This is a genomic window from Gordonia sp. UCD-TK1 (assembly GCF_001691435.1).
Lineage (GTDB): Bacteria > Actinomycetota > Actinomycetes > Mycobacteriales > Mycobacteriaceae > Gordonia > Gordonia hongkongensis.
In genome coordinates this window covers 1-26357 of record NZ_LZMP01000041.1, presented here as the reverse complement: position 1 = coordinate 26357, position 26357 = coordinate 1, and the positions used below count along the sequence as shown (strand labels likewise).

Below are 26357 nucleotides of genomic sequence, written 5' to 3'. Positions count from 1 at the left end.
GTCGGAACCGATGACGACGGGTCGGCGGCAGCCGCCTCCAGTGCGTCGAGGCTCCCGTACTCGGTGATCAGTTTCGCCGCGGTCTTCTCGCCGACACCGGCCACGCCCGGCAGACCGTCCGAGGGATCTCCGCGCAACATCGACATCTCCGCATAGCCGATACCCGCGCGCTCGACCGGCACGCCGTATTTCTCGGCGACCTCCACCGGGCCCATCATCTCGGCCTTCGCCAGACCGCGGCCGACGTACAGGACGCGCACCGGGACGGGATCGTCGGCGACCACCTGCAGCAGGTCCCGGTCACCGCTGACCACGATCACCGGATCGTTCGCCTCGTCGTAGGCGAGCGTGCCGATCACGTCGTCGGCCTCACAACCGACGGCGCCCGAGGTGGCGATGCCCGCTGCCGCGAGAACGGCCATGATCATGTCGACCTGCGGGGTGAGGGTGTCGGGTACCTCTTCGACGTCGATGTCCCGGCCCTCGACGTCGGTCCCACCGTCGGCGACCGCGACGCGATGGGCCTTGTAGGTGGGGATCAGGTCGGTGCGGAACTCGGGGCGCCAGTCGAGATCGAGGCACACCACCAAGCGGGTGGGGCGTTCGCGCACCACGAGATTGGCGATCGTGTCGACGAAACCGCGTACGGCGTTGACCGGTCGCCCATCCGGGCTGGTCATCTTCTCCGGCAGCGCGAAGAACGATCGGAACCACAGGCTGGCGCCGTCGAGCAGCATCAACGAATCCGTCACCCCCACACTCTGTCATGAGTCGGCGGTAGTGTTCGTCGCATGGCATCTGGGAGCGGGGCAGCACGGGTCGCGACGTCGGGCGAGGGGACCGGAGCCGGGCCGCTCTTCGAGGCGCAGGTGTATCGCGACCGGGTCCGCCGCGCCACCGAACTCACCCGCGCCGCGGAGTTGGACGCGCTGGTCGTCACCCCCGGGCCGGACCTGCGTTACCTGATCGGTTCCCGGGCGGAGACCTTCGAACGGCTCACGGCGCTGGTGATCCCCGCTACCGGTGATCCCCGACTGGTGATCGCGCGGCTCGAGGTCCCGTCGCTGTCGTCCTCCGCGGTCGGCGATCTCGACATCGAGGTGGCCGACTGGGTCGACGGCGACGACGCCCACGCGCTGGCGCTGGCCGGATTGCCATCGAAGCCGCGGATCGCGGTCTCCGACTCCATGCCCGCCCTCCACGTCATCCCGCTGGCCCGACACACCCGCGCCACACCGCAATTGGCGACCGACGTGCTCCGCGAACTACGAATGATCAAGGACGCCGCGGAGATCGACGCGCTCCGCCGCGCGGGTGCCGCGATCGACCGGGTGCACGCGCGGATGGGGGACTGGCTGATCCCCGGCCGCACCGAACGCGAGGTGGCCGCCGACATCGCCGCCGCGATCCTCGAGGAGGGACACACCGAGGCGGCTTTCATCATCGTCGGGTCGGGACCGAATGGAGCCGATCCCCACCACGAATTCTCCGACCGGGTCATCGAGCGGTCCGACATCGTCGTGATCGACATCGGCGGCCCGGTCGAGCCGGGCTACAACTCCGACTCGACGCGCACCTACTGCTTCGACGATCCGCCCGCCGACATCGCCGACGCCTACGCCGCCCTGCTCGAGGCCCAACGCGCGGCGGTGGCCGCCGTCCGGCCCGGGGTGAGCGCGTCCTCGATCGACGCGGCGGCGCGTGATCTCCTGGCGGAGCGTGGCCTGGCCGATCGATTCATCCACCGGACGGGCCACGGGATCGGGCTGTCGGTACACGAGGAGCCGTACATCGTCGGTGGCAACGACATCCCGCTGCGCGCCGGCATGGCGTTCAGCGTCGAGCCAGGGGTCTACGTGCCCGGTCACTGGGGTGCCCGCATCGAGGACATCGTCGTCGTGACCGAGGACGGCTGCGAGCCGCTGAACAACCGCCCGCACGAACTGGTCCGGTTGTAGTGCTCACGCTGCTGGCGCGCATCGTCGGTGGTCCCTAATCAGAGAGAACGACCTGCCCCCTGCTCCCTAATCCGAAAAGACCTGCCCCTGCTCCCTGAGGTGCGAGGAGCGTTAGCGACGAGCCTCGAAGGGTCTTCGCAACCCGACTCGCCAGGACCCTTCGTGACGGCCTCCGCAAGCTCCGGCCTCCTCAGGGAGCAGTGGTTGGGCTCGCGCCGAGCACAACGGGTTCTTTCGTAGTCCTCGACGGCCGCCAGGCCGCAGATACTGAGGTGCGAGGAGCGTTAGCGACCAACCCCTTGCTCCCTGAGGTGCGAGGAGCGATAGGGACCCAACCCCTGCCCCCTGAGGTGCGAGGAGCGATAGCGACGAGCCTCGAAGGGTCCTGGCGAGACGAGTTGCGAAGCCCCTTCGTGACGCTCGCAAGCGCCGGCGTAGGTGCGGTGATCATCCGACTTCCGACGCGCGTCACTAGCTGAACAGCGACGCCGAACCCAGCACCCGGCTCACGCTGATCTCGATCACGACGCGGCGCGGGTTCGGCTTGGGTTCCCGATAACGGTCCGCGTAGCGCTGCTCGGCCTCGCGCACGTGCTCGGGCTCACGGCGCACCGTCGCGGGTCCCTCCAGGGTCAGCCATCGCGGGCCGTCGACGTTGGTGACGGCCGCGTAGCCACCACGCTCGGTGTTGCGGACCTTCTGATTGCCGTCCGAGGTGATGACCCGCGCCAGACCGGCATCGGGATCCCAGGTGAACCCGACGGCCACGGCATGGGGGGTGCCGTCTGCGCGCAGCGTGGTGAGCGTCCCGAGGTGGCGTTCGGYGAGGAAGGCGAGCGCATCGGGCCCGAGATCGGCGGCGGTACGAGGCATGACACCAAGCTAGCCGCGACGCCGCACACGGTCGGTCGCGGGGCCGATGCGATACTGGCAGCCATGGCGTCACGCAGCAGAGGGGCATCAGCGCGTCCGGACACCGACCCGTCCGGTGCCCTCGTGCTGTTCGGCGGCCGCAGCGAGATCGGCGTCGSGACGGCGGCGCGCCTCGCATCCGGGCGGACCGTCGTCCTGGCGGCCCGCCGTCCCGACGACCTCGTGGCCGAGTCCGCACGACTGCTCGATGCCGGTGCAACCGAGGTACACACCGTCGCCTTCGACGCGAACGACACCGACAGCCATCCAACGCTCGTCGAGTCGTTGGCGCAGCGACACGGGCCGATCGGGATCGCGATCATCGCGTTCGGCATCCTCGGCGACCAGGCCCGCGCCGAAACCGATGTGGCGCATGCACTTCAGATCGCCCACACCGACTACTACGCCCACATCAGCGTGCTGACCCCGCTCGCTTCGGTACTGCGCACGCAGGGCTCCGGAACCATCATCGTCTTCTCCTCGGTCGCCGGTGTCCGGGTGCGCCGCGCCAACTACGTCTACGGGTCGACCAAGGCGGGTCTCGACGGATTCGCGAGCGGACTCGCGGACGCGCTGCACGGCACCGGCGCTCGCCTGCTGCTGGCCCGCCCGGGCTTCGTGATCGGCGCGATGACCCGCGACCTGATGGCGTCCGGGGTGAAGCCGGCCCCGCTGTCGCGGGATGCCGAGCAGGTCGCCGACGCGGTAGCTCACGCCTACCGCAAGGGCCGCGGTGAGGTCTGGATCCCGGGGACGTTGCGTCCGTTGTTCTTCGGGATGCGACTGCTGCCGCGTGCCGTGTGGCGGAGACTTCCCCGATGACGTCTCCGGACACCGAAGTCACGTCGTCTGTCCCGTCCGAGTTCGTCCCATCGGAGTTCGTGGTGGTCGGGATCGGCGCCGACGGTTGGTCCGGTCTGGGCGAGACCGTCCGCGACGAACTTCGCCGCGCCCGCGTGATCTACGGCGCTGCGCGGCAACTGGCGCTCCTCGACGGCGCGGTGCCCGAACTGGACGCCGAACTGCGACCGTGGCGGTCGCCGATGTCTGAACACCTCGCAGAAGTGGTCGAGAGCGAGGCCGCGGACGCCGTTCACCCGGACACGATCCACATCCTGGCGAGCGGCGACCCGATGTTCCACGGCGTCGGTGCGAGCATCATCGCGCGCGTCGGTGCCGACCGGGTACGGGTGTATCCGGCAGTGTCGAGCGCGAGCCTCGCCTGTGCGCGTCTGGGCTGGGACCTCGCCACGACCCGGATCGTCAGTGCGGTGCGCGCCGAGCCGGGCGTGGTGCTCGGCGAGGTCACCGACGGGGCTCGCGTACTGGTCTTGAGCCGCGACGAGACCACACCCGCCGCACTCGCCGGCATCCTGGTCGACGCCGGTTTCGGTGCGTCCACGATGACCGTCCTCGAGCAGCTCGGTGGGCCCGCCGAACAGATCGCCACCGGTACGGCCGAGACCTGGCGCCGCCGGGCCGGGGACCCGCTCAACATCGTCGCCGTCGACTGCGTCGGACCCCGCCGGTCCCGGCTCCCGGGCYGGCCGGACGACACCTATGAACACGACGGTCAGATCACCAAGTCGACGATCCGTGCCCTCTCCGTGTGCGCGTTGGAACCGGCCGGCGCGCAGGTCCTCTGGGACATCGGGGCCGGGTCGGGCAGTGTGACGATCGAGTGGTTGCGCGCGGACGACCGGGGAGTGGTCGTCGCCTTCGAACGCGATCCCGATCGCGCTGATCGATTGCGACGCAACGCCACCCGACACGGGGTGGCGCATCGGCTCTCGGTGCGGGGCCCGGCTCCCGTCGGCCTGTCCGACGCACCGCAACCGGATGCCGTCTTCATCGGTGGCGGACTGGACGAGGAGATCCTCTCGCTCGTCTGGGCCAGGCTGCCGGACTCGGGGCGGCTCGTCGTGAACGCGGTGACCGTGGAGAATCAGACGCTCGTCACGCGCTGGCACGCCCGACACGGCGGTGACCTACGACGCCTGTCGGTCGAAACCGTGGCACCGCTCGGCACGATGCACACCTGGCGCCCCGCGCTGCCGATCGTGCAGTGGGCCGTCGCGAAGACGGCACCCCACGCTGCCGCCGCGGATTCGACGGAGGCGCTCCGTTGACCGTCTACTTCATCGGGGCCGGCCCGGGTTCGCCCGATCTCATCACGGTGCGCGGAGCGCGGCTGCTGGGGGAGTGCCAGAGCTGTGTCTATGCCGGGTCACTGGTGCCCCCGGAACTGCTCGACCTGTGTCCCGACGGTGCCGAACTGGTCGACACCGCCCGGATGCCGTTGTCGGACATCATCGATGTCATGGCGGCGGCCGTCGGCAAGGGGCACGACGTGGCCCGCCTGCACTCGGGTGACCTCTCCGTGTACTCAGCGATGTCCGAGCAGCAGCGGGAACTCACCGCGCGTGGAATCGATCATGAGATCGTGCCCGGTGTCCCGGCGTTCGCGGCTGCCGCGGCGGCACTCGACACCGAACTCACCATCCCCGGTGTTGGCCAGAGCCTGCTGATCACGAGGGTCTCCACCCTGTCGACGGACATGCCGCCGGGGGAGGACCTAGCGACCCTGGCCCGGACGGGGGTGACACTCGCGCTGCATCTCGCAGCCCATCGGGCCGAGGAGATCGTGGCGGCGCTAGCCCCGCACTACGGCAATGACTGCCCTACCGCCACAGTCGCTTTCGCTAGTCGGGAGAACGAGCAGATCGTGCGGTGTCCGCTCAACCGGTTGCCCGAGGCCCTCGACGCCGCCGACATCCGGAGGACCGCGGTCATCTTCGTCGGTCACGTGCTCGGTCCGCGCCGGTCGGACGTCACCGACAGCTATCTGTACTCGCATGCGCGGATGACCAAACTCCGCGCTGATCGCCACTCGACGTCGTGACCGAACAGATCCCGCCGGATCCTGTCCCGCACGTTCTGATCCTCGGCGGGACCGGGGAGGCGCGAGCGCTCGCATCGACCCTCGCCGACACCGACATCGCGTTCATCAGTTCCCTCGCCGGCCGGGTGAAACACCCCCGTCTACCGGTCGGGCCGGTGCGCATCGGCGGGTTCGGCGGATCCGATGGGCTCCGGGAGTGGTTGCAGAGCAACCGCATTCAGGCAGTGGTCGACGCGACTCATCCGTTTGCCGCGACCATCACCCGCAACGCGGCGCGAGCCACCGCCGATGCGGGTGTGCCGCTGTTGCGCCTGCGCCGGGACCCCTGGGTGCCCGGAGACATCGACACCTGGATCCGTGTGCCCGACCTGCCCGCTGCCGCTCGTGAAGTGGCCGCCCGCGGCAGACGTGTCTTCCTGACCACCGGGCGCCAGGACGTCGGTGTCTTCGCGGGGATCGATTCGGCGTGGTTCCTGATCCGGGTCGTCGACGCCCCGACCGGAGCGCTTCCGCCGCATCACGAGGTGCTGCGCTCGCGGGGGCCCTATGATCACCGTTTCGAGCGAGAGCTGCTGCGGAACAACGACATCGACCTTCTCGTCACGAAGAACAGCGGCGGAACGCTGACCTCGGCCAAGCTGGCGGCCGCGTCCGAACTCGGGATCGAGGTCATCATGGTCGACCGGCCCGCCGAACCCGACACGCCGGTCGTCTCAGATGTCGGTGCCGCCCGGAACTGGCTCGAGGAGCTGTCCGGCTGAGTGGTCGGCGGTGTGATCGTCGCTGTCGACCGGGTGGTGACTGCGCGGCGTGAACACCAACGTTCCGGCCGCGCGCGACACGGCCTTTGTCGCCGACGACCCGATGATGATCATCGTGCGCATGTCGACGACCGCGGGATCGAAGTCCGCGACCGTGGTCGTGGTGAGTTGCTGCTCCGGACCACCGACGTCCCGTCCGAGGACGACGACGCGATCGGGCGACACCGTCTGCGAGAGAGTGTGTTTGAGGGCTCCGACCTGCCAGTTGCGGCTCGCCGAGCCCGGGTTGTAGATGGCGATCACCAGGTCGGCGCCGAGTGCGGCTCGGATGCGCCGTTCGATGACCGACCACGGCTTCAACCGGTCGGAGAGCGAGATGATCGCGAAGTCATGCCCGAGGGGCGCTCCCACGGCAGCGGCGACCGCGGTCGCCGCCGTGACGCCGGGCACCACACGGACGGGCACTTCGTGCCACCGGGGCTGTGCGGCGACCTCGGCGACCGCGGCGGCCATCGCGAACACGCCGGGATCACCGGACGAGACGACGGCGACGCGAGCGCCGCGTCGAGCGAGGTCGAGCGCGAACTCGGCCCGCTCGGCCTCGACCCGGTTGTCGCTGGCGTGTACTCGCTGCCCCGGCCGCGGGGTGACGCGCTTGAGATAGGTGGTGTAACCGACGAGGTCGGTGGCCGTGGCCAGCTCCGCGCGGACCTCCGGGGTGGTCCAGCTGTCGTGACCCGGTCCGAGCCCCACGACGACGAGCTCACCGGGGACGGGCTCCGGTTCGAACATCGGGTTGTTGCGGCGTCCCGGGACGACGAGGATCGAGAAGTACGGCACCTCTGCGGGATTCACGTCGGCGGCCGGCAGCACCCGCTCGACGGTCGTCGACGCGCGTTCGACGTAGAAGGCCTCGTCGAGACGCCCGGCCTCGCGGAGGGCGTCGCGCACCCGCTCGAAGGTCCGACCGAGTTTCATGACCACGATCGCGTCCGCGGACCGGAAGCGGAAGAGCAGCTCCGAGGTCGACGCGGTACCGGGCACGACGGTCAGCGTCTCCTCGCCCTCGACGAGCGGGACCCCGGTCGCCGCGGACGCCGCGCTCACCGAGGTGACGCCGGGCACGATTTCGGCGTCGAAAAGCGGTGCCAGGCGTTTGTGCATGTGCATGTAGGAGCTGTAGAAAAGTGGATCGCCCTCGGCGAGCAGGACGACATCGCGACCCGCGCGCAGGTGCACCGCGAGACGTTCGGCACTCTCGGCGTAGAAGTCGTCGAGCGCGCCCTGGTACCCACCGGGGTGGTCGGTCGTCTCGGTGGTGACCGGGTACATGAGACGTTCCTCGGTCTGGCCGTCGCGCAGGTAGGGTTCGGCCACCGATCGCGCGATGCTGTTGCCGTGTCGCGCAGAGTGATACGCGATCACGTCCGCGGTGCTGATCAGGCGGGCGGCCTTGACGGTCATCAGCTCGCTGTCACCCGGGCCGAGCCCGATGCCGTAGAGCGTGCCCGGACCTGACTCTCGTCCGGCCGCTGCGGTGCTGTCAGAGTTCATGGGGTCCACCATCATTCCTGCGGGGTCGCGAGCGCGTTGACCGCGGCCGCGGTGATCGCCGATCCACCGCGCCGGCCCGTGACCGTGATGAATTCGAGGTCGTCGCGTTCGGCCAGTGCCGCGCAGGATTCGACCGCGCCGACGAAACCGACGGGTGCCCCGACGATGGCGGCGGGACGCGGTGCGCCGTCGTCGATCATGTCCAGGAGCGCGAACAGTGCGGTCGGCGCGTTGCCGATCGCGACCACCGCACCTTCCAGGCGCGGCCGCCATAACTCCAGTGCCGCAGCGGTCCTCGTGGTTCCCATCTTCTCGGCGAGGGCCGGGAGAGTGGGTTCCGACAGGTAGCACAGCACCTCGTTGTCCGCGGGGAGACGCTTGCGCGTGATCCCGGACGCCACCATGTTGGCGTCGCAGAGGATCGGGGCGCCGGCCTCGAGTGCACTGCGGGCGGCGGCCACGACGCCGGGCGTCGCGACCACGTCGTGTGTCAGGTCGGTCTGGCCGCACGCGTGGATCATGCGGACGACAACGGTCGCGACGTCGGGTGCGAACGCGGAGAGGTCGGACTCGGCGCGGATCGTGGCGAAGGACTGGCGGTAGATCGCGGCGCCGTCACGCAGGTACTCGGTCATGGTGGGAACGAGCCTAACGGCGCCGCCGTTCGTATCCGCCGTCGGGCGTGGCCTGCACCGACAGGTGCGATTCGGCCGGCGACCCGCAGCCACGGGCGCAGCCCACCCAGTGTTCACGCTCCTCGACGGGGTCGCCGTCCTGCACCCGGGCCACCAGGTCGTCCCGGACCGGCGCATGCGCGGACGAGCAACCCGGGGCTCCGACGCAGCAGCTGACCTGGGCCCATGGCGAAGCGGCGTCGAAGATCAGACCCATCGGTGCGAGCACGCGGACGACGGTCTCGGCCACGCCTTCGCCGAGGTCGCACAGCAGGATCTCGCGGTCGGGGGTGAACACGACCGGCGCCTGCACGGCCGCGATGAATTCCGCCAGCCGGGCCGGCAAGCGTCCGAGTTCGACGACCGCGCCGAGCAGCACCGCGCCGTCGTCCTGGTCGAACCAGCCGACGATCGGTTCCTCCGAGGCGACCGGTGCCGCGTCCGAGTCGGCCCCGATGACGGGATCCAGCGTCGGGGCGATGAGTTCCGCGAGCCGGAGCCGGGAGTCGTCGTCGAGGTCGCGGACCCGCCAGGCGCCGGGCGAGACCTCGCCCAGACCCGCGGCCACCGCGATGAGCGCGCGGACGATCGCCTCCGTACCGGTGGCCGATCCGACGGCCGTCCCGCCGATGAGCACATCTGCGGCCAGGGGAGTGTCGCCCCGGATCACCGCGCACGCGTCGGGTCGTCGTCCGGCGATGTCACCGCGCCCGTCGTCGATGCCGAACAGGAACCGGCCGGACAGGGTGGCCGCGGCCGGGTCGGCCCGCAGGGCGTCGTCGAGGGCCGCGGCGAGCGGACGGGCGTCGGCGACGCCGCCGATGCGGCCGGTCAGGGGGCTGAGCTCGATGTTGCGCACCTTGTCGTGGCTGCTGCTCGGCGCGAGCCCGGCGGCGACGACGGCCTGCGCGACGGCTTCGACGTCGGTGATCCCGCGCAGCTGGAGGTTGCCGCGCACCGTCAGTTCCAGGTGCCCGTCGGCGTGGTCGGCGGCGGCCCGGGCGAGCATCTCCAGCTGGTCCGGACGGATCCGTCCGCCCGGCAGGCGGACACGGGCCAGCGCGCCGTCGGCCGCCGGGTGCGTGTCGAAGACCCCTGGGCAACGGTCGGTGGCGGCCCGGGCTGGCTGGTTCATCCCACCAGCCTACGACCGGCGGGCGTGGTGGCCGTAGGCTGAACGCACCGCGAGCGGGCTGAAGCCGGTGCGATTCCGGCGCGGTCGCGCCACTGTGACCGGGGGTCGGCATCGGCCGGACATCCGGAAGTCAGACCAGTCCCTCGCACTGCACCCGCCACCCACGGCACCGACACGCACCGGGCGCGACAACCCGGCGAGGAGACACGATGATCCTGCTGCTCTCGACCTCGGACACCGATCTGCTCACGGCCTCGGCGGCCGACGAGGGCAGCGCGTCGCCCGATGCGTCGGTGTCCTACCGCGGTGCGAATCCGTCTCGCATCCTGATCGAGGACATCCCGCGTCTCGCCGCCGACGCCGACCTCATCGTCGTGCGCATCCTGGGCGGTGTACGCGCCTGGGAGGACGGACTCGCCGCGGTCGAGGCGACCGGCAAGCCGCTCGTCGTGTGTTCCGGTGAGCAGCAGCCCGACCCCGATCTGATGGCGCACTCGACGGTGCCCTCCGGCGTCGCCGCCCAGGCCCACGACTATCTCGCCGCGGGCGGTGTCGCCAACCTCGTGAACCTGCACCACTTCCTGTCCGACACCGTCCTGCTGACCGGCAACGGTTTCGAACTCCCGCAGCAGACGCCCGCGTGGGGCGTGCTCGAACGTTCCTCGCGCCCCGAGGCTTCTGCGCTGCCTGACGTTTCTCCGCTCCCTAAGGCTTCGGCTCTGCTCCCTGAGGTGCGAGGAGCGCAAGCCGACCCTTCTTTGCTCCCTGAGGTGCGAGGAGCGCAAGCCGCCGGGCCGAGCGAGCGACGAAGGAGCGCGTCGAGGTCGACGAGCCACGAAGGGCCCGACGCCCCGACCATCGCGGTCCTTTACTACCGCGCCCAGCACCTGGCGGGCAACACGCGGTACATCGCCGCGCTGTGCGATGCGATCGAGGACCGCGGGGCCCGCGCGCTGCCGATCTTCTGCGCGTCGCTGCGGACCGCCCCCGACGACCTCCTCGAGCTGCTCGGTACCGCCGACGCCCTGGTGGTCACGGTGCTGGCCGCCGGTGGCGCCACCCCGGCCACCGCATCGGCCGGCGGCGACGACGAGGCCTGGAACATCGAACGCCTCGCGGCACTCGACATCCCGATCCTGCAGGGTCTGTGCCTCACCGGTTCCCGCGCGGACTGGGAGGACAGTGATGACGGCCTGTCGCCACTCGACGTCGCCACCCAGGTGGCGGTGCCCGAGTTCGACGGCCGCATCATCACCGTGCCGTTCTCCTTCAAGGAGTTCGACGACGACGGATTGCCGTGGTACCAGCCGGATCTCGAGCGCTGCGCACGGGTGGCGGGGATCGCCACCGCGCACGCCCGGTTGCGTCGGACCCCGGCCGCCGACAAGCGGATCGCGGTCATGTTGTCGGCCTACCCGACCAAGCACGCGCGGATCGGCAACGCCGTCGGTCTCGACACCCCGCGCAGCCTGCTGCGCCTGCTCGCCGCGATGCGCGACGCCGGCTACGACATCGGCCCGGAGTCCGGTCCGGACGCGATTCCCGGTCTCGCCGACGATGATTCGGATGCGCTGATCCACCAGATCATCGCCACCGGCGGTCAGGATGCGGATTGGCTCACAGAGGAGACCCTCGCCGCCAACCCGATCCGCCTGTCGGCGCGCGACTACCGGTCGTGGTTCGACACCCTGCCCGAGGGGCTTCGCTCGGCGGTCACCGAACACTGGGGTCCCGCACCGGGCGACCTGTTCGTCGACCGCACGCACAACCCGGACGGCGACATCGTCATCGCCGCACTGACCTTCGGCAACATCGCGATCATGGTGCAGCCGCCGCGCGGGTTCGGCGAGAACCCGGTCGCGATCTACCACGATCCCGATCTGCCGCCGTCGCATCACTACCTCGCCTCGTACCGGTGGATCGCGGCGCACGACAACGGCTTCGGCGCCGACGCCATCGTGCACGTCGGCAAACACGGCAACCTCGAGTGGCTGCCCGGCAAGAACCTCGGCATGTCGGCGGACTGCGGCACCGACGCCGCCCTCGGCGACCTCCCGCTCGTCTACCCGTTCCTGGTGAACGACCCGGGCGAGGGGACGCAGGCCAAGCGCCGCGCTCATGCGGTTCTCGTCGACCATCTGATCCCGCCGATGGCACGCGCCGAGTCCTACGGCGACATCGCCCGGCTGGAACAGCTTCTCGACGAGCACGCCAACATCTCCGCACTCGACCCGGCGAAGCTGCCCGCGATCCGCCAGCAGATCTGGACACTGCTGACCGCGGCGAAGATGGACTCCGATCTCGGGCTCACCGAACGGCCCGACGAAGAGGTCTTCGACGACATGCTGCTGCACGTCGACGGGTGGCTGTGCGAGATCAAGGACGTGCAGATCCGTGACGGGCTGCACGTGCTCGGCGAGCCCCCGCGCGACGACGCCGAGGTCGACCTCGTCCTCGCCATGCTGCGCGCACGCCAGCTCTGGGGTGGCACGTCGGCCCTGCCCGGCCTGCGCGAGGCCCTCGGACTCGTCGAAGACGGCTCGGCCGAACGCGGTTCCGTCGACGCCGTCGAGGCGCAGGCCCGCGAACTCGTCGCCGCCTGCGCGAAGGACGACTGGTCGACCGAAGCAGTTGCCGCGGCCACCGCGGGACTGCCCAGCGCGGTCGGGGATGTTCTCACCTTCGCGGCGACCGAGGTCGTCCCGCGCCTGCGTCAGACGACCGGCGAGGTCCCGCGGGTGCTGCACGCCTTGGACGGCGGGTTCATCCCGGCCGGACCCAGCGGGTCACCGCTGCGCGGGCTGATCAACGTGCTGCCGACCGGACGCAACTTCTACTCGGTCGACCCGAAGGCCGTGCCCTCACGGCTGGCGTGGGAGACCGGCCGCGCGATGGCCGACTCCCTTCTCGAGCGTTATTTGACCGACCACGGCGAATACCCGGCGTCGGTGGGGCTGTCGGTGTGGGGGACCAGCGCCATGCGCACCTCGGGTGACGACGTCGCCGAGGTGCTCGCGCTGCTCGGGGTCATGCCGGTGTGGGACGAGATGTCGCGGCGGGTCTCCTCGCTCGAGCTCATCGGCCTCGAGGAACTCGGACGTCCCCGCATCGATGTCACCGTCCGCATCTCCGGCTTCTTCCGGGATGCCTTCCCGCACGTCGTCACCATGCTCGACGACGCGGTCGCGCTCGCCGCGGCCGCCGACGACGAGTCCGACGAGCAGAACTTCGTCGCGGCACACGTGCGCGCCGCGATGTCCGAGCACGGCGACCGGCGTCGGGCCGTGACACGTGTCTTCGGTTCCAAGCCCGGCACCTACGGCGCCGGCATCCTGCAACTCATCGACTCACGGGACTGGCGCAGCGATGAGGACCTGGCCCGCGTCTACACCGAGTGGGGCGGTTACGCCTACGGACGCGACCTCGACGGGGTGCCCGCGGTCGACGACATGCGCGCCGCGTACAAGCGGATCGCCGTGGCGGCCAAGAACACCGACACCCGCGAACACGACATCGCCGACTCCGACGACTACTTCCAGTACCACGGCGGCATGGTCGCGACCGTTCGCGCTTTGACCGGTTCCTCGCCGGAGGCCTACATCGGCGACAGCACCCGCCCCGACTCCGTCCGCACCCGCACGCTGTCGGAGGAGACCAGCCGGGTGTTCCGCGCCCGCGTCGTCAACCCGCGCTGGATCTCGGCCATGCAGCGCCACGGATACAAGGGGGCCTTCGAGATGGCTGCCACCGTCGACTATCTCTTCGGTTACGACGCCACCACCGACGTCGTCGCCGACTGGATGTACGAGAAGCTCACCGAGTCCTATGTCCTCGACGAGACGAACCAGCAGTTCATGCAGCAGTCCAACCCCTGGGCGTTGCACGGCATCGCCGAACGTCTCCTCGAGGCCGTCGAACGCGACATGTGGCGCGAACCGCCGGCCGAGCTCCTCGACGCCCTCCGCACCGTCTACCTCCAGACCGAGGGCGACATCGAGGGCCGCGGCGAGGACGCCTCTGCCGGTTGAGCCGCCCACCGCTGGTTGAGCCGCCCACCGCTGGTTGAGCTTGTCGAAACCACCCCCCGGGACAAAACCGCGTCGTCGTTCGTTGTCCACGCAGACCCTGACGTCAACGGGTGCCGAAGGGCACCGAAGGACAGGTGAAGCATCATGGCTCTCCGCTGGTTCGCGGCCTACGCCGTGCTGGAGATCGCCGCGTTCGTCGCGATGGTCATGACCCTCGGATTCGGCTGGGCCGTGCTCATCAGCCTCGCCGCCGTGGTCCTCGGATTCGTCGTCCTGCGCTGGCAGGGCGGCAAGGTCTTCGACGAGCTGCGCCGCGCGTCGCGAAACGAGGTCGACGCCCGCGCCCCGCTGGCCGACACCGCGCTCGTCGCCGTGTCGACCATCCTTTTGGTTGTCCCGGGCGTCGTGTCGACCGTCGCCGGGACCCTGCTGCTGTTCCCGCCGACCCGTCGGGTGATGCGTCCGGCCGTCGCCGCGGTGGGTGCCCGCCGTGTGGCGACCGCGATGGACCGGGCCGGGATGTATGCCACCGGTGTCTACGGCGCCGGACGTGGCGCGACCGTCGTCGAGGGTTCCGTCGTGGAATCCGACACGTCCGAGCCGGGGTCGCCGTCGGCACCGCCGCACACCCGGGGCCTACCGCAGGGCCGCTGAACAGGTCCTGATCAGCCGACGGTCGGCACCACGCCGCCCGCGCCGCCGACACGCACGTATCCGGACCGCTCGCCACCCTCCTCCGACGGCAAGGCACACTGAACGATCGTGGCAACCCAACTGCTTCTCGGCGGCGCCGTGTACTCGCCGGCCGCCCCCGACGCGACCGCGATGGCCGTGACCGACGGAATCGTCGTCTGGGTCGGGACCGACGACGTCGGCCGCGCACTCCATCCCGACGCCGAGGTCATCGACCTCGACGGGCACTTCGTCAGTCCCGGGTTCGTCGACTCCCACGTCCACTTGACGTCCACCGGGCTCGGACTCGACGGCCTCACCCTGAACGAGGCGTCGAGCCGCACGCACTGCCTGCGGCTGGTGGAGAAGGCCGTGGCCGCCGAGTCCGCCCATGACGGAGGCGACCTCATCTGGGGTCTCGGCTGGGACGACTCGACGTGGGCGGGCGCCGAACCCGACGACGGTCGCTTCCCGACGACCACCGAGCTCGACGCCGTCGTCGGGACCAGGCCGGTCTACCTCGCCCGGATCGACGAGCACTCCGCGGTGGCGTCCACCGCGCTGCGACGCCTGATCCCGGACCTGGCCGACGCCGTCGGCTATCACCCGGAGGAGCCGCTGGTCGCCGAGGCCCACCACCTCGTCCGCGGCGCGGCCCGCCTGCTGGTCACCGCGGCGCATCGCGAACGCGCACAACGCCGCGCGCTCGATGGGGCCGCCGCCCACGGGGTGGTGTCCGTGCACGAGAACGGCGGACCGGACATCAGCGGCATGGACGACTTCCTCGCGCTCGCCGAACTCGACCATCCCGTCGAGATCCGGCGCTATTGGGGCCAGGCCGTCACCGACGCCGACCACGCCCGCGAACTGATGTCGATCACCCGGGCCGATGCCCTGGGCGGTGACCTGTTCATCGACGGTGCCATCGGCTCCCACACCGCGTGGCTCTCGGAGCCATACACCGACGATCCGCACACCAGCGGTATCAGCTACCTCGACCCCGACCAGATCCGCGATCACCTGCGCGCCTGCACGATCGCGGGCATCCAGGCGGGCTTCCACGTCATCGGCGACGCCGCGACCGGTGTGGTCGTCGGCGCACTCGCCGAACTCGCCGACGAACTCGGCACGCCCGCGCTCGCCCGCTGTGCGCACCGGCTCGAACACGCGGAGATGGTCACCGCCGCCGACGCCGAGGTCCTCGCCCGCTGCGGCGTCATCGCCAGCATGCAACCGTTGTTCGACGCCGAATGGGGCGGTCCGGGCGACCTGTACGACGCCCGTCTCGGGGCGAGCCGCGCGGCCACCCTCAACGACTTCGCGATGCTGGCCAAAACCGGTGTCGCGCTGTCGTTCTCGTCAGACGCGCCGGTGACGGCCATCGACCCGTGGTCGACCATCCGGGCCGCCGTGCACCATCATCAGCCGACCAATGCGATCTCGGCGCGCGGCGCGTTCGCCGCGACGACCCGCGGCGGCTGGCGGGCCGGGGGAGTCAACGACGGTGTCACCGGTACCCTGACGCCCGGCGCCCCGGCGAGTTACGCGGTGTGGGAGGTCGACGACCTCGTCGTCGCCGGATCCCACGAGAAGGTCCAGCGGTGGTCGACCGATCCGCGGTCGCGGGTGCCCGCGCTGCCGGACGTCTCACCGGGGGCCGCGCTCCCGCGTTGCGTGCGCACCGTGCATCGCGGCCGGACCCTGTACGACCGGGACGCCGGGTGAGTCCCCCGCGGGTCTCCCGACCCCGGATCTCAGCGTCCTGGCTCGCACGTACCGGGACCGCCGCCGCCGCGGGCGTCGCGATGTGGGCCGCGTTCCCACCGCGCAACTGGTGGTTCCTCGCGGTCCTCGGCCTCGGCCTGTTGTTCGCCGCACTCTTCGTCGGGTCGCCCCGGGTGCGCACCGGCGCGTGGATCGGCTTCGTCTTCGGGCTGGCGTTCTTCGTGCCGCTGTTGCCGTGGATCGGCGTCTACGTCGGTCCGCTCCCGTGGCTCGCCCTGGCCGCGGTGCTCGCCGTCTACCTCGCGCTGTTCGGCGCGATCGCCACCCTGACGATGCGGCTTCCGGTGCCCCCGGTGTGGTTCACGTTGTCCTGGGTGCTCGTCGAAGCGCTCCGTTCCGCCTTCCCGTTCGGCGGGTTCCCCTGGGGGAGAACCGCATTCAGTCAGGTCGACGGGCCGCTGCTGCCGCTGGCCTCGGTGCTCGGCGCTCCGGGGCTGTCGGCCGGTGTCGCGCTGTTCGGCTCCGCGGTCGCCTGGCTGCTCGTGATCCTCACCCGGGCGTACCGGCGCACGACGACCGCCTCCGACCCCGAGCACGCCGACGGCCCGGGGCCGTCCACCGAACGTTCCTCGGGCGTGGTGCGCATCGCGACCGCCGCGGTGGCCATCGCGCTGCTCGCACCGATCGCGGCCATCGCGGCGACCCCCGCCAGCCTCGACCGCAACATCGCGACGTCCTCGGCCCGGATCGGTGCCATCCAGGGCAATGTCCCGCGACTGGGTCTGGATTTCAACGCCCAGCGGCGCGCTGTCCTCGACAATCACGTCCGCACGACGATGTCCTACGGCCGGGCGATCGACACCGGGCAGACCGAGCAGCCCGACTTCGTCCTGTGGCCGGAGAACGCCTCGGACATCTCGCCGCTGGACAACGCGGACGCGGCCGCCGGGATCACCGCAGCCTCCGAGGCCGTCGACGCGCCGATCCTGGTCGGCACGCTCATCCGCAACCCCGATGGCCGACCCACCAACTCGGTCCTGGTCTGGGACGGCGTGCAGGGCCCGGTCGACCGCTATGACAAGCACATCGTCCAGCCTTTCGGCGAGTACCTCCCGTGGCGGCCGTTCTTCCGCCTCTTCTCGTCGTACGCGGACATGGCCGGAGACTTCCGCCCCGGCACCGGACCCACGGTGGTCGACGTGCCCGGTCGCTCGGGGACGGTGACCGTCGGTGTCGCGACCTGCTGGGAGGTCGCCTTCGACCGGGCCGCTCGGCAATCCGTCCGGGACGGCGCGCAGATGCTGTTCGTGCCCACCAACAACGCGACCTTCGGCCGGACCGAGATGACGTATCAGCAGTTGGCCATGTCACAGGTCCGGGCCGTCGAACACGGGCGGTCCGTGGTCGTCGCGGCCACCAGTGGGGTGAGCGCCGTCATCGAGCCGGACGGATCCATCAGCCAACAGTCCGGCATATTCACCGCGGACGTGCTCACCGGGCGCCTGCCACTTCACGAGGACATGACCCTCGCGACCCGCCTGGGCCCCTGGCCGGAGGTGATCGCGATCATCGTGGCGGTGGCCGGGCTTTTGTTTGCGCTGCGCTCGCGTACTAGGTTCTCACTCAGGCCACGCAGGGTCGCCGCACGGGCGACCGGTGACACGAAGGAGCTCGATGGCATCGGGGATTGACGCCACGGCAGGGCAGCGGCGGCCCGACGACGCGCCGCAACGCGTGGTCGGCGCCGACGGCACGGGCGCACTCGTCGTCGTGCCGACGTTCAACGAACGCGACAACCTGCCGCTCATCATCGGACGTCTACAGGACGTGCTGCCGGGGGCGCATGTCCTCGTGGTCGACGACTCGAGCCCGGACGGCACGGGCGACGTCGCCGACGACCTCGCCCGCGCCGACGCGGCGACCCGGGTCCATGTCATGCACCGCGTCGACAAGGACGGCCTGGGCAAGGCGTACCTCGCCGGATTCGCGTGGGGACTCGACCGCGACTATGCGGTCATCGTCGAGATGGACGCGGACGGCAGCCACGCGCCTGAGCAGCTGCACCGCCTGTTCGACGCCGTCAACGACGGCGCGGATCTCGTGATCGGGTCCCGTTATGTCCCGGGCGGCAAGCTGGTGAACTGGCCCAAGCGCCGGGAGTTCCTCTCCCGCGGTGCCAACACCTACGCCCGTCTGGCCCTCGGTGCGGGCGTCCACGACATCACCGCCGGGTTCCGCGCCTATCGCCGCATCGTGCTGGAGAAGATCCAGCTCGACACCGTCGAGTCCGCGGGTTATTGCTTCCAGATCGACCTGGCGTGGCGCACGGTGCGTGCCGGCTTCGACGTCCGGGAGGTGCCGATCACCTTCACCGAACGTGAGATAGGGGTGTCCAAGATGAGCGGCGGCGTGATGTCCGAGGCGTTCACGATGGTCGCCCGCTGGGGAGTCCAGAGCCGCCTCGAGCGCTGGGGACTCGTCCGGACGCGATGATCCGCTGAGCAGACGGACAGACCCGGCAGGATGTCCTGCCGGGTCTGTCCGGTTCCGGGCGTCGGGCGCCCGCGGGTGTCAGTTGGTGATGCCCTTGCGCCGCTGCTTGAGCAGGTCGAGGCGCTCGTTGAGCAGCACTTCGAGCTCTTCCTCGCTGCGACGCTCGAGCAGCATGTCCCAGTGCGTACGCGGCGGCTTGGTCTTCTTCTCCTCGGGCTCGGCACCCTCGAGGATGGTGCCTTCCATGCCGTTCTTGCACGGCCACTTCGACGGGACCTCCGCGTCGTCGGCGAACGGCACGTCGAAGATCTCGCCGTTGTCGGTGCGGTACTGGACGATGCGTCGTGGCGCGAGGTCGTGGTCACGATCGGTCTCGTAGCTCACCGCGCCGAGGCGGCTACCCCGAAGTACTCGATCTGCCATGAAGGGTTCCTCTCAACTTCGTCGGATCTCCCGGTCTGCCGGGAGATCTCTGTTGCATTCCAGGTTCGTGCGCAACGCTGCGCACGACTTTCGGGTCGTCAACAGGAACATTCTACGCGCATTCCTGCGTGGGTTCGCCACCGGCGACGACCCGTGTTGTCCACGGCGGTCCGCGGGGCCGCCGCCGGGAGCGCAGCGAGCGGGGCGAGTGTGTGCCGCCGCCGGGAGCGCAGCGAGCGGGGCGAGTGTGTGTGCGCCGCCGGGAGCGCAGCGAGCGGGGCCGGTCGTGACAGCGGTACGGTCTCGGTGTGGAACCAGGCACTACGCACGGCGTACAAACGGGCGCATCGCGTCGGCGTCGGCCGTACGCCTGCGCCTGGTGCGGCCGCACGATGGTGGACTCCGAGATGGGGCGTCGGCGGAAGTACTGCAAGCGATCGTGCAGGCAGCGTGCCTACGAGCAGAGAACGCTGCTCGAGGGCACATCCATTCCCGACGACGCGGTGATCCTCTCCTCGGCGGAGGCCGCCGACTTCGGCGACCGGATGTTCGCGCTGCGGTGCGCCGCGGAGGACCTCGGCACCGCGGTGGCCGAAGGTGCCGAACACGACGTGCTGGCCGACCTCACCGACACGCTGCTCGAACTCGCGCGGGAAGCCGAGAAGCTGCGGTGACCGCGCGCATCTTCGCGCCCTCGCTCGTCGTCACGCTCGTGGCCCTGGTCGTCGCCTACCTCTACCTCGGCTGGACCGGCCTCGCCCTGTGCGCCATCCTCGGCGTGCTCGAGGTGTCCCTGTCGTTCGACAACGCGGTCATCAACGCGACGATCCTCGAACGGATGAGCGCGTTCTGGCAGAAGATGTTCCTCACCGTCGGCGTGCTCATCGCCGTGTTCGGCATGCGTCTCCTGTTCCCGCTGGTCATCGTGTGGATCACCGGAGGTCTCAACCCCGTCGAGGCGCTCGACCTGGCGATGAACCCGCCACCTGAGGGGCAGACGCATTTCGCCGACGGTCAGCCCAGCTACGAGACGATCCTCACCGAGGCCCACCCGCAGATCGCGGCGTTCGGCGGGATGTTCCTCCTGCTCCTGTTCCTCAACTTCGTGCTCACCGAGCGCCCGCAGACCTGGCTCACGTGGCTCGAGAAGCCGCTCGCCACGCTCGGCAAGCTCGACCAGCTCGCGGTCGTACTGGCCGCCCTCGCGCTGGTTCTCACCGCCGAGTTCCTGGCGCCGGACGAGAGCCGCGCGACCGTCCTGATCGCCGGAATCCTGGGCATGGTCACCTACATCACCGTCGACGGGCTCAGCTCGATGTTCATGGCCGAACCGGAATCGGACGGGCCGGAATCGGACGCGACGGAATCAGGCGGGCCCGGATCACACAGGTCCGGATCGAACGGCTCCGGTCCGCACCCGGTCACCGTCGCCACCGGCAAGGCCGGGTTCTTCCTGTTCCTCTATCTCGAGCTCCTGGACGCGTCGTTCTCCTTCGACGGGGTGATCGGCGCCTTCGCCATCACCTCCGACCCGATCATCATCGCGTTGGGGCTCGGATTCATCGGCGCGATGTTCGTGCGGTCCATCACGATCTACCTTGTCCGCAAGGGCACGCTGGAGGAGTACCGCTACCTCGAACACGGTGCGCACTGGGCCATCGGCGCGCTGGCCGCAATCCTGTTGATCAGCATCGAGATCGAGATCAACGAGGTGATCACGGGGCTCGTCGGCGTGGCGTTCATCGGCGCGTCGCTCGCCAGCAGCATCCGCGCGAACCGGCGCGAAGCGCGTGCCGGGACCGGCGATCGACTGGCGGTCTGAGCTTCTCCGCGGCCGTCCTCGAACGTGCGATGAACATCTGCGGGACCTTTGGAATCAGCATGGGCCGCCTGCTGTCTTCTGTCGGTCGACAGGTGTAGAAATGACGACGTCGGTGACGTGTGTCACGCAGGAGCCGAAGCCGAGTGGCTCCGCGACACAGGTCCGGGTTTCAGGTCGAAAACGCAGATTCGGTGGTCTTCATGGACAGCAAACAGCAGCAGATGATCCAGTTCGAGACGGACTGGTACTCCCTGGGCGGGGGCTCCTCCCGGCAGATCGTCGAGGAGTTCGGCCTCACCGATCGGGACTTCTTCTCCCAGGTCGACCGCCTCGTCGACACCGACCCGCCGTCGGGATTGACCGCTGCGGAGCTGCGCCGCATGCGCCAGGTCATCCGCCGTCGGCTGTGGATGGCCCGCTGATCCCAGCCCGCGCGCGGCTCGGGGGATAATCGACGGGTGCCCTTCTCCGATGACGATCTCGAAGCGTTCTATCGCGATGTCGAGGCACGCACGGCGTTCCGCGAGCAACCCCGACGCCGGCGCAACGCCGGCATCGACTATCCAGCCTGCCCGACGCCGGACAAACTGCCGTTCGCCTCGCCGGCCGACGCTCGTGAGGGCATCGATCGACTCCGCCGCCACCTCGTCGGTACCGCCCCGGAGCTGCGCTACTACGAGTGCTCCTGCCGCGCTTGGCATATCACCAGCTCAGCGCAACTGATCCATCGACGGGTGCCGCCGGCGCCGGCTCGTCGTCGGAAGGGTAAGAAGAAGCGGTGACGATTCCGCCCGCCGGCCCGCACGCACTCGTCGACCTCGCGAGCGACGACCCGTCGACGACCGCCGAGACCTACCAGCGGTTGCTCGGACGCGAGGTCGGTACGGGCGCCGACGGCCGGCGAGTGGTGAACCTCGGCAACGTCGCCCTCTCGATCCGGCCGTCGGCCGGCGAGCCCGACACCCACGACGTGTACTTCACGGTCGACGACATCACGGCGTCCCGGCGTCTACTCGGCCGGCGCGGGTATCCGCTCGCGGACACCGTCCTCGGAGCGCTGGGTGAGACCAGTCCCGTCGGGATCGCCGAACGACCCGAATCCGGAGTCGCCGCCGACGGCGATCTGACCGGCCTCGACCACCTGGTCTTCACCTGTGACAACCGCGATGTCGCCGTCGCGCTGTTCGCCGGCACCTTCGGCCTCGATTTCCGTCTCGACCAGCCGATCGGGCAGGACGCCCGTCAGCTGTTCTTCCGGCGCGACGACCTGATCGTCGAGGTCGTCGCCGCGCCCCGCCCGCCGGCCGACCCGGTGCCGTCGTCGCCGGTCATGCTCTGGGGTGTGGCATGGCGGTCGACCGATGTGGACACGACCCACGCGCGTCTGACGGCCGACGGACTCGATCTCAGCGAGGTCCGCATCGGACGCAAGAAGGGCACGCGGATCTTCACGGTTCGCCACCGCGAACTCGCCACGCGGACCGTGGTCATCGGCCCCGAGGCCGGACCCGACTCGCTTCAGTAGCCGAAATCCGACAAAAGGTGGGTTTTCGGGAACGCCTGCGCTAATCTGACTACGAATGTTGTCGAATTAGTAGTATCCGAGACCGATGTTGGGGGCACCATGACCGCGGTACACGAAGAACGGACAGCGTCCGAACCCGCAGCGAGTGACTTCGTGGCGGGCGAGCCGCTGCTCAACCACCGCGACGACGAGATCGAACTGATCCCGCCGGACTCGCTGACCGCCAAGCTCACCGGCATGTACACGTTCCTCCCGATCAACGGGGCGGCGTTCGTGATGCAGGTGATGCACCCCGTCATCGGCGATGTCGTCGACAAGTATTCAGTCTTCCGCACCGATCCCGTGGGACGTGCGATCCGCTCCGCCGACTCGGTGCTGCGCTGGACCTACGGCGGTCAGGAGGCTCTCGAGGAGGGCAAGCGTCTCCGCAAGCTGCACCAGCCGCTGCAGATGCGCAACTCGGAGGGCAAGCACATCAGTGCACTCAACCCGGAGGCGTACGCCTGGGTGATCGCCACCGCGCTACCCACGATCGAGACCGCCGCGCCGCTGGTGCTGGGCCGGCACTTCACTCTCGAGGAGCGCAAAGAACTCCTGCGGGACAACCGCCGCATCGCCAAGATCGTCCAGGTACCGATGAAGAACTACCCCGAGACCCTCGAGGAGTTCGACGAGTACTTCGACGATTTCATCGAGAACAAGCTCGTCCGGCACCCGGTCGCGCTGGAACTGATCGGTCAGATGCGCGCCGCGCCCGTGGTCCCGAAGTCGGTGCCCAAGGCGTTGCGCCCCGCCGTGAAGAAGGCCGCTGCCACCGCGTCGGTGCCGTTCCAGAACTTCAACTACCTGACCACCGTCGGCGTCATGGATCCGCGGGTGCGCGAAATCCTGGGCCTGAGCTGGTCCGACGCCGAGCAGCGTCACCTCGAGCGGATTCATCGCAATCTGCGATTCGCCTACCGCACCCTGCCGGAGCGGCTGACGTACTTCCCGCTGGCCTATCACGCCCGGCGTCATCACGACGCGATCCAGGCCATGAAGGTTCGCGAGAAGGCAAGCGCTGCCTACCAGTACCACCCCAAAGAGGGTGCGGCGCACCAGGGCTGAGCGCTCCCGGTCGGTCTGGTCACGTCGTCGGGGGCGTGACCAGACCGACGACATGGTCGGCGATCGCCAACGATGACGTGATGCCCGGCGACTCGATACCGAAGAGGTTGACCAGGCCCGCGATGCCGTGTGACCGCGGGCCCTGGATCACGAAGTCGCCGGAGGCGCCCGGCCCGGCGACCTTCGGCCGGATCCCCGCGTAGGCGGGCACCAAGGCGTTGCTCGGCAACTCAGGCCAATACGTGCGGATGGCTCGCTCGAATGCGTCGGCGCGCGCCTCGTCGACGGCGTAGTCGAGTTCCTCCCCGGCGGTCGCCTCGTCGGGGGACGGCGTCAGCCATTCGACGTCGGGGCCGAATCGGGCCTCGCCGGCGAGATCCATCGTGAAGTGCACGCCCAATCCGCCGTCGGCGGGGATCGGGTAGACGAGGTGACGGAACGGCGCCCGGACGCCGGACAACCCGAAGTAATTCCCCTTGGCGAGGAAGCGCGGCGGGATCGGGCCGCTGAAACCGGCCAGCGCCCGGGCCACCTCCCACGCGCCGATCCCGGCACAGTTGACGAGCGTCCGGGCGGACGCCGATTCACCGTCCGATGTGTGCACGGTGACGCCGTGTGCGTCGATCTGTCCGCCGATCACCCTGCTGCGCAACGCGATCGCGCCGCCGCGTGCCTCCAGGTCACGCACCAGCGCACGCACCACGCCGTCGACGTCGACGATCCCGGTCGACGGTGAGAACAGTGCCGCGACGCCTTCGACTGCCGGTTCCCGGTCGCGCAGTTCGTCCACTCCGATCCGTCGAAGGTCGGAAACGCCGTTGGCCAGACCGTGTCGGAGCAAGACGTCGAGGCGTTCGCTCTGGGTGCCGTCGGTGGCGACGATGAGTTTGCCCGGCCGCGCCCACGAGACGCCGTGCTCGTCGCAGAATCGGGTCAACTGCTCGCGACCGCGGACGCACAGTTCCGCCTTCAGGCTGCCCTCGGGGTAGTAGATGCCGGCGTGGATCACCTCCGAGCTCCGCGAGGTCGTCTGCGCGCCAACCGAATCGGTGGCCTCGAGGACGACGACGTCGCGTCCTCGCCGGGCGAATGCCCACGCCACCGCCAGCCCGACGATGCCGCCGCCGATCACGAGGCAGTCGACCTCCACACCGTCCGTCGTCGCGTGCTCGGCCCGGTGGATGCGCGTCACTGCTCGTACCTCCTCGTCGCATGTCGTCGAGTTCCGTCGGCCACGGTATCCGGGCAAACCCGGCGGCGTGGGGCAGACTGGGGTGATGCGGTATTCGGAGGTTCTCGCGATCGTGCAGGCCGGTGGACGTGGTTCGCGAATGGAGGTGCTGACCGATCGGCGGGCGAAACCCGCGTTGCCGTTCGCGGGCAACTATCAGCTCATCGACTTCCCGCTCTCCAACCTGCACCACAGTCACATCGACGACGTGTGGTTGTGCGTGCAGTACGAGGCCGAGACCATCACCCAGATCGTGGCGGGTGGCCGTCCCTGGGATCTGGACCGCACGAGCGGCGGGTTGCGCGTGGTGATGCCGGAGCAGACCGACGCCCCGGAAACCGAAGACGGCTTCGCGACCGGCAACGCCGACCTGCTGTATCGCATCCGCGGCCGCATCGCCGCCCACGCACCGGCCGAGGTCATCGTCATGAGCGCCGACCACGTCTACGACTTCGACTTCCGCGACGCCATCGAGACCCACCGCCGCCATGGCGCCGAATGCACTGTGGTCACCACGACGTGTCCGCTCGACGAGGCCGCGCAGCACGCCACCGTGAAAGCCCGCCGCGACGGGACCGTCCGCGAGTTCCGCTACAAACCCGAACGCGCCACCACGCGCACGATCGCCACCGAGATCTTCGTCTACGACCCGGCCGTGCTCATCGAGGGCCTCGAGTACCTGGAGAGCCGGACGACCGAGGGATCCCCGAAGGACGACACCGGCCTGGGCGACTTCGGCGAACACCTGGTGCCGTGGTTCGTCGACCGCGGCAAGACCGTGGCCCACGCGATGCCGGGCTATTGGATCGACGCCGGCCGTCCCGAGACCTACCTGCAGGCGCACCGCGACCTCATCTCCGGGTCGCTCGACGTCTTCCGCGGCGACCGCCCGATCCTCACCAACCAGCCGCAGCGCCCGGCCGCGCGTATCGAGGCCGGGGCGGTCGTCGAGGACAGTCTCGTCAGCAGCGGCGCCCGCGTGCACGGAACGGTCCGACGCAGCGTTCTCGGACCGGGGGTGGTCGTCGAAAAAGGTGCGGTCGTGGCCGATTCGGTGATCTTCGGTGACGTTGTCGTCGGCGCCGGCGCGTCGGTCGCATGGTCTGTCCTCGACGAACGGGTGCGCGTCGGCCCGAACGCGGTGATCGGCGGGCACCCGCGGACACGCCCGGTCCCGACCGAGAAGATCACGTTGGTCGGGATGGATACGCAGATCCTGCGCGGTGCCCGGGTGGCATTGGGAGACCGCGTCGAGCCGGGTCGCCGCATCCGGTGACCCGGGCCGACCTGTTCGCGACCGCGCGGCACTGGCGGGACCACGATCCGGACCCGTCGACCCGAGCCGTGCTGACCGATCTGATCGACGCGGCCGTGACCGGTGACGTCGCCGCCGCCGACGATCTCGCGGCCCGCTTCCACGGACCGCTGACCTTCG

At 69.7% G+C, this 26357-nt stretch carries 24 protein-coding genes and 1 riboswitch; of the genes, 17 read left to right on the top strand and 7 right to left on the bottom strand.

The genetic code is table 11. From position 1 onward, the window contains the following. Nucleotides 1-737: 5'-3' exonuclease (locus A9310_RS19580; RefSeq protein ID WP_065632049.1), on the bottom strand; the 737-nt coding region annotated here is incomplete at its 3' end. A gap of 54 nt (nt 738-791) precedes the next feature. On the opposite strand from A9310_RS19580, the gene A9310_RS19575 reads away from it, so the two are divergent. Next, nucleotides 792-1958, top strand: a complete 1167-nt coding sequence (locus A9310_RS19575; protein ID WP_065632043.1) for a Xaa-Pro peptidase family protein — start codon at nt 792-794, stop codon at nt 1956-1958. A gap of 471 nt (nt 1959-2429) precedes the next feature. Here A9310_RS19575 and A9310_RS19570 read toward each other — a convergent pair whose 3' ends face one another. Next, nucleotides 2430-2831 carry a PPOX class F420-dependent oxidoreductase gene (locus A9310_RS19570; RefSeq protein ID WP_065632042.1) on the bottom strand — a complete coding sequence of 134 codons (402 nt, stop codon included), beginning with the start codon at nt 2829-2831 and terminating at the stop codon, nt 2430-2432. Between the two features lie 63 nt (nt 2832-2894). Here A9310_RS19570 and A9310_RS19565 point away from each other — a divergent pair, with 63 nt between their 5' ends. From A9310_RS19565 to A9310_RS19550, 4 genes are read left to right on the top strand one after another with little or no spacing between them, the layout of a single operon-like run. Further along, nucleotides 2895-3692 (top strand): SDR family NAD(P)-dependent oxidoreductase, encoded by a 798-nt coding sequence (locus tag A9310_RS19565; protein ID WP_083207458.1) that lies wholly within the window; start codon nt 2895-2897, stop codon nt 3690-3692. Next, a complete protein-coding gene (locus A9310_RS19560; RefSeq protein WP_065632040.1) occupies nt 3689-4999 on the top strand; it encodes a bifunctional cobalt-precorrin-7 (C(5))-methyltransferase/cobalt-precorrin-6B (C(15))-methyltransferase in 1311 nt (436 codons plus the stop codon). The genes A9310_RS19565 and A9310_RS19560 overlap by 4 nt, the downstream gene beginning before the upstream one ends. After that, nucleotides 4996-5772, top strand: coding sequence for a precorrin-4 C(11)-methyltransferase (gene cobM, locus A9310_RS19555; protein ID WP_065632039.1), 777 nt, complete (start codon nt 4996-4998; stop codon nt 5770-5772). The genes A9310_RS19560 and cobM overlap by 4 nt, the downstream gene beginning before the upstream one ends. Continuing rightward, the gene (locus A9310_RS19550; protein WP_254661305.1) at nt 5769-6533 is read left to right on the top strand and encodes a cobalt-precorrin-6A reductase; all 765 of its coding nucleotides are present in this window, start codon (nt 5769-5771) and stop codon (nt 6531-6533) included. The genes cobM and A9310_RS19550 overlap by 4 nt, the downstream gene beginning before the upstream one ends. Here the strand turns inward: A9310_RS19550 and A9310_RS19545 are convergent. The 3 genes from A9310_RS19545 to cobG are packed head-to-tail and all read right to left on the bottom strand — an operon-like array spanning nt 6486 to nt 9896. Beyond that, nucleotides 6486-8087, bottom strand: coding sequence for a precorrin-2 C(20)-methyltransferase (locus A9310_RS19545; RefSeq protein WP_065632047.1), 1602 nt, complete (start codon nt 8085-8087; stop codon nt 6486-6488). The genes A9310_RS19550 and A9310_RS19545 overlap by 48 nt on opposite strands. Nucleotides 8088-8098: 11 nt before the next feature. Next, the gene (locus A9310_RS19540) at nt 8099-8722 is read right to left on the bottom strand and encodes a precorrin-8X methylmutase (RefSeq protein WP_065632038.1); all 624 of its coding nucleotides are present in this window, start codon (nt 8720-8722) and stop codon (nt 8099-8101) included. 13 nt (nt 8723-8735) lie between these two features. Then, entirely contained in the window at nt 8736-9896 is a 1161-nt protein-coding gene (gene cobG, locus A9310_RS19535; protein WP_065632037.1) for a precorrin-3B synthase, read from the bottom strand. 60 nt (nt 9897-9956) lie between these two features. Continuing rightward, nucleotides 9957-10034: riboswitch (cobalamin riboswitch) on the top strand. 71 nt (nt 10035-10105) lie between these two features. Here cobG and cobN point away from each other — a divergent pair. The 5 genes from cobN to A9310_RS19510 all read left to right on the top strand — a co-directional run bounded on the left by cobN (nt 10106) and on the right by A9310_RS19510 (nt 18814). Further along, nucleotides 10106-13924: a cobaltochelatase subunit CobN gene (gene cobN / locus A9310_RS19530; protein WP_065632036.1), complete on the top strand. Its 3819-nt coding sequence runs from the start codon at nt 10106-10108 to the stop codon at nt 13922-13924. Between the two features lie 144 nt (nt 13925-14068). Continuing rightward, the gene (locus A9310_RS19525) at nt 14069-14578 is read left to right on the top strand and encodes an FxsA family protein (RefSeq protein WP_065632035.1); all 510 of its coding nucleotides are present in this window, start codon (nt 14069-14071) and stop codon (nt 14576-14578) included. A gap of 108 nt (nt 14579-14686) precedes the next feature. After that, nucleotides 14687-16321: an amidohydrolase gene (locus tag A9310_RS19520; protein WP_065632034.1), complete on the top strand. Its 1635-nt coding sequence runs from the start codon at nt 14687-14689 to the stop codon at nt 16319-16321. Beyond that, a complete protein-coding gene (gene lnt, locus A9310_RS19515) occupies nt 16318-18012 on the top strand; it encodes an apolipoprotein N-acyltransferase (protein ID WP_065632046.1) in 1695 nt (564 codons plus the stop codon). Before A9310_RS19520 ends, lnt begins: the two co-directional genes overlap by 4 nt. Then, nucleotides 17996-18814, top strand: a complete 819-nt coding sequence (locus tag A9310_RS19510; RefSeq protein WP_058250447.1) for a polyprenol monophosphomannose synthase — start codon at nt 17996-17998, stop codon at nt 18812-18814. The genes lnt and A9310_RS19510 overlap by 17 nt, the downstream gene beginning before the upstream one ends. A gap of 78 nt (nt 18815-18892) precedes the next feature. On the opposite strand, the gene A9310_RS19505 is transcribed toward A9310_RS19510, so the two are convergent. Then, complete coding sequence (locus tag A9310_RS19505; RefSeq protein ID WP_058250448.1) at nt 18893-19237, bottom strand: RNA polymerase-binding protein RbpA; 345 nt, start codon at nt 19235-19237, stop codon at nt 18893-18895. A 392-nt stretch (nt 19238-19629) separates the two neighbouring features. On the opposite strand from A9310_RS19505, the gene A9310_RS19500 reads away from it, so the two are divergent. The 6 genes from A9310_RS19500 to A9310_RS19475 all read left to right on the top strand — a co-directional run bounded on the left by A9310_RS19500 (nt 19630) and on the right by A9310_RS19475 (nt 23691). Then, entirely contained in the window at nt 19630-19911 is a 282-nt protein-coding gene (locus A9310_RS19500; protein ID WP_065632033.1) for a hypothetical protein, read from the top strand. Next, complete coding sequence (locus tag A9310_RS19495) at nt 19908-21059, top strand: DUF475 domain-containing protein (RefSeq protein ID WP_065632032.1); 1152 nt, start codon at nt 19908-19910, stop codon at nt 21057-21059. The genes A9310_RS19500 and A9310_RS19495 overlap by 4 nt, the downstream gene beginning before the upstream one ends. Before the next feature lie 200 nt (nt 21060-21259). Beyond that, nucleotides 21260-21481, top strand: a complete 222-nt coding sequence (locus A9310_RS19490) for a DUF3263 domain-containing protein (protein ID WP_065632045.1) — start codon at nt 21260-21262, stop codon at nt 21479-21481. A 36-nt stretch (nt 21482-21517) separates the two neighbouring features. Then, nucleotides 21518-21841, top strand: a complete 324-nt coding sequence (locus A9310_RS19485) for a hypothetical protein (protein WP_065632031.1) — start codon at nt 21518-21520, stop codon at nt 21839-21841. Then, a complete protein-coding gene (locus tag A9310_RS19480; protein WP_065632030.1) occupies nt 21838-22584 on the top strand; it encodes a VOC family protein in 747 nt (248 codons plus the stop codon). Before A9310_RS19485 ends, A9310_RS19480 begins: the two co-directional genes overlap by 4 nt. Before the next feature lie 99 nt (nt 22585-22683). Next, entirely contained in the window at nt 22684-23691 is a 1008-nt protein-coding gene (locus A9310_RS19475; protein ID WP_058250453.1) for an oxygenase MpaB family protein, read from the top strand. Between the two features lie 19 nt (nt 23692-23710). On the opposite strand, the gene A9310_RS19470 is transcribed toward A9310_RS19475, so the two are convergent. Then, a complete protein-coding gene (locus A9310_RS19470; protein WP_139104693.1) occupies nt 23711-24940 on the bottom strand; it encodes an NAD(P)/FAD-dependent oxidoreductase in 1230 nt (409 codons plus the stop codon). A 28-nt stretch (nt 24941-24968) separates the two neighbouring features. Here A9310_RS19470 and A9310_RS19465 point away from each other — a divergent pair, with 28 nt between their 5' ends. After that, nucleotides 24969-26198 carry a glucose-1-phosphate adenylyltransferase family protein gene (locus A9310_RS19465; RefSeq protein WP_065632044.1) on the top strand — a complete coding sequence of 410 codons (1230 nt, stop codon included), beginning with the start codon at nt 24969-24971 and terminating at the stop codon, nt 26196-26198. Nucleotides 26199-26357: the final 159 nt, after the last annotated feature.

Bases quoted from the DNA above. Each gene is read 5' to 3' on its own strand.
- A9310_RS19575 (WP_065632043.1), top strand. From the start codon at position 792: ATGGCATCTGGGAGCGGGGCAGCACGGGTCGCGACGTCGGGCGAGGGG.
- A9310_RS19545 (WP_065632047.1), bottom strand. From the start codon at position 8,087: ATGAACTCTGACAGCACCGCAGCGGCCGGACGAGAGTCAGGTCCGGGC.
- A9310_RS19540 (WP_065632038.1), bottom strand. From the start codon at position 8,722: ATGACCGAGTACCTGCGTGACGGCGCCGCGATCTACCGCCAGTCCTTC.
- cobG (WP_065632037.1), bottom strand. From the start codon at position 9,896: ATGAACCAGCCAGCCCGGGCCGCCACCGACCGTTGCCCAGGGGTCTTC.
- cobN (WP_065632036.1), top strand. From the start codon at position 10,106: ATGATCCTGCTGCTCTCGACCTCGGACACCGATCTGCTCACGGCCTCG.
- A9310_RS19525 (WP_065632035.1), top strand. From the start codon at position 14,069: ATGGCTCTCCGCTGGTTCGCGGCCTACGCCGTGCTGGAGATCGCCGCG.
- A9310_RS19510 (WP_058250447.1), top strand. From the start codon at position 17,996: ATGGCATCGGGGATTGACGCCACGGCAGGGCAGCGGCGGCCCGACGAC.
- A9310_RS19505 (WP_058250448.1), bottom strand. From the start codon at position 19,237: ATGGCAGATCGAGTACTTCGGGGTAGCCGCCTCGGCGCGGTGAGCTAC.
- A9310_RS19500 (WP_065632033.1), top strand. From the start codon at position 19,630: ATGGTGGACTCCGAGATGGGGCGTCGGCGGAAGTACTGCAAGCGATCG.
- A9310_RS19490 (WP_065632045.1), top strand. From the start codon at position 21,260: ATGGACAGCAAACAGCAGCAGATGATCCAGTTCGAGACGGACTGGTAC.
- A9310_RS19475 (WP_058250453.1), top strand. From the start codon at position 22,684: ATGACCGCGGTACACGAAGAACGGACAGCGTCCGAACCCGCAGCGAGT.
- A9310_RS19465 (WP_065632044.1), top strand. From the start codon at position 24,969: ATGCGGTATTCGGAGGTTCTCGCGATCGTGCAGGCCGGTGGACGTGGT.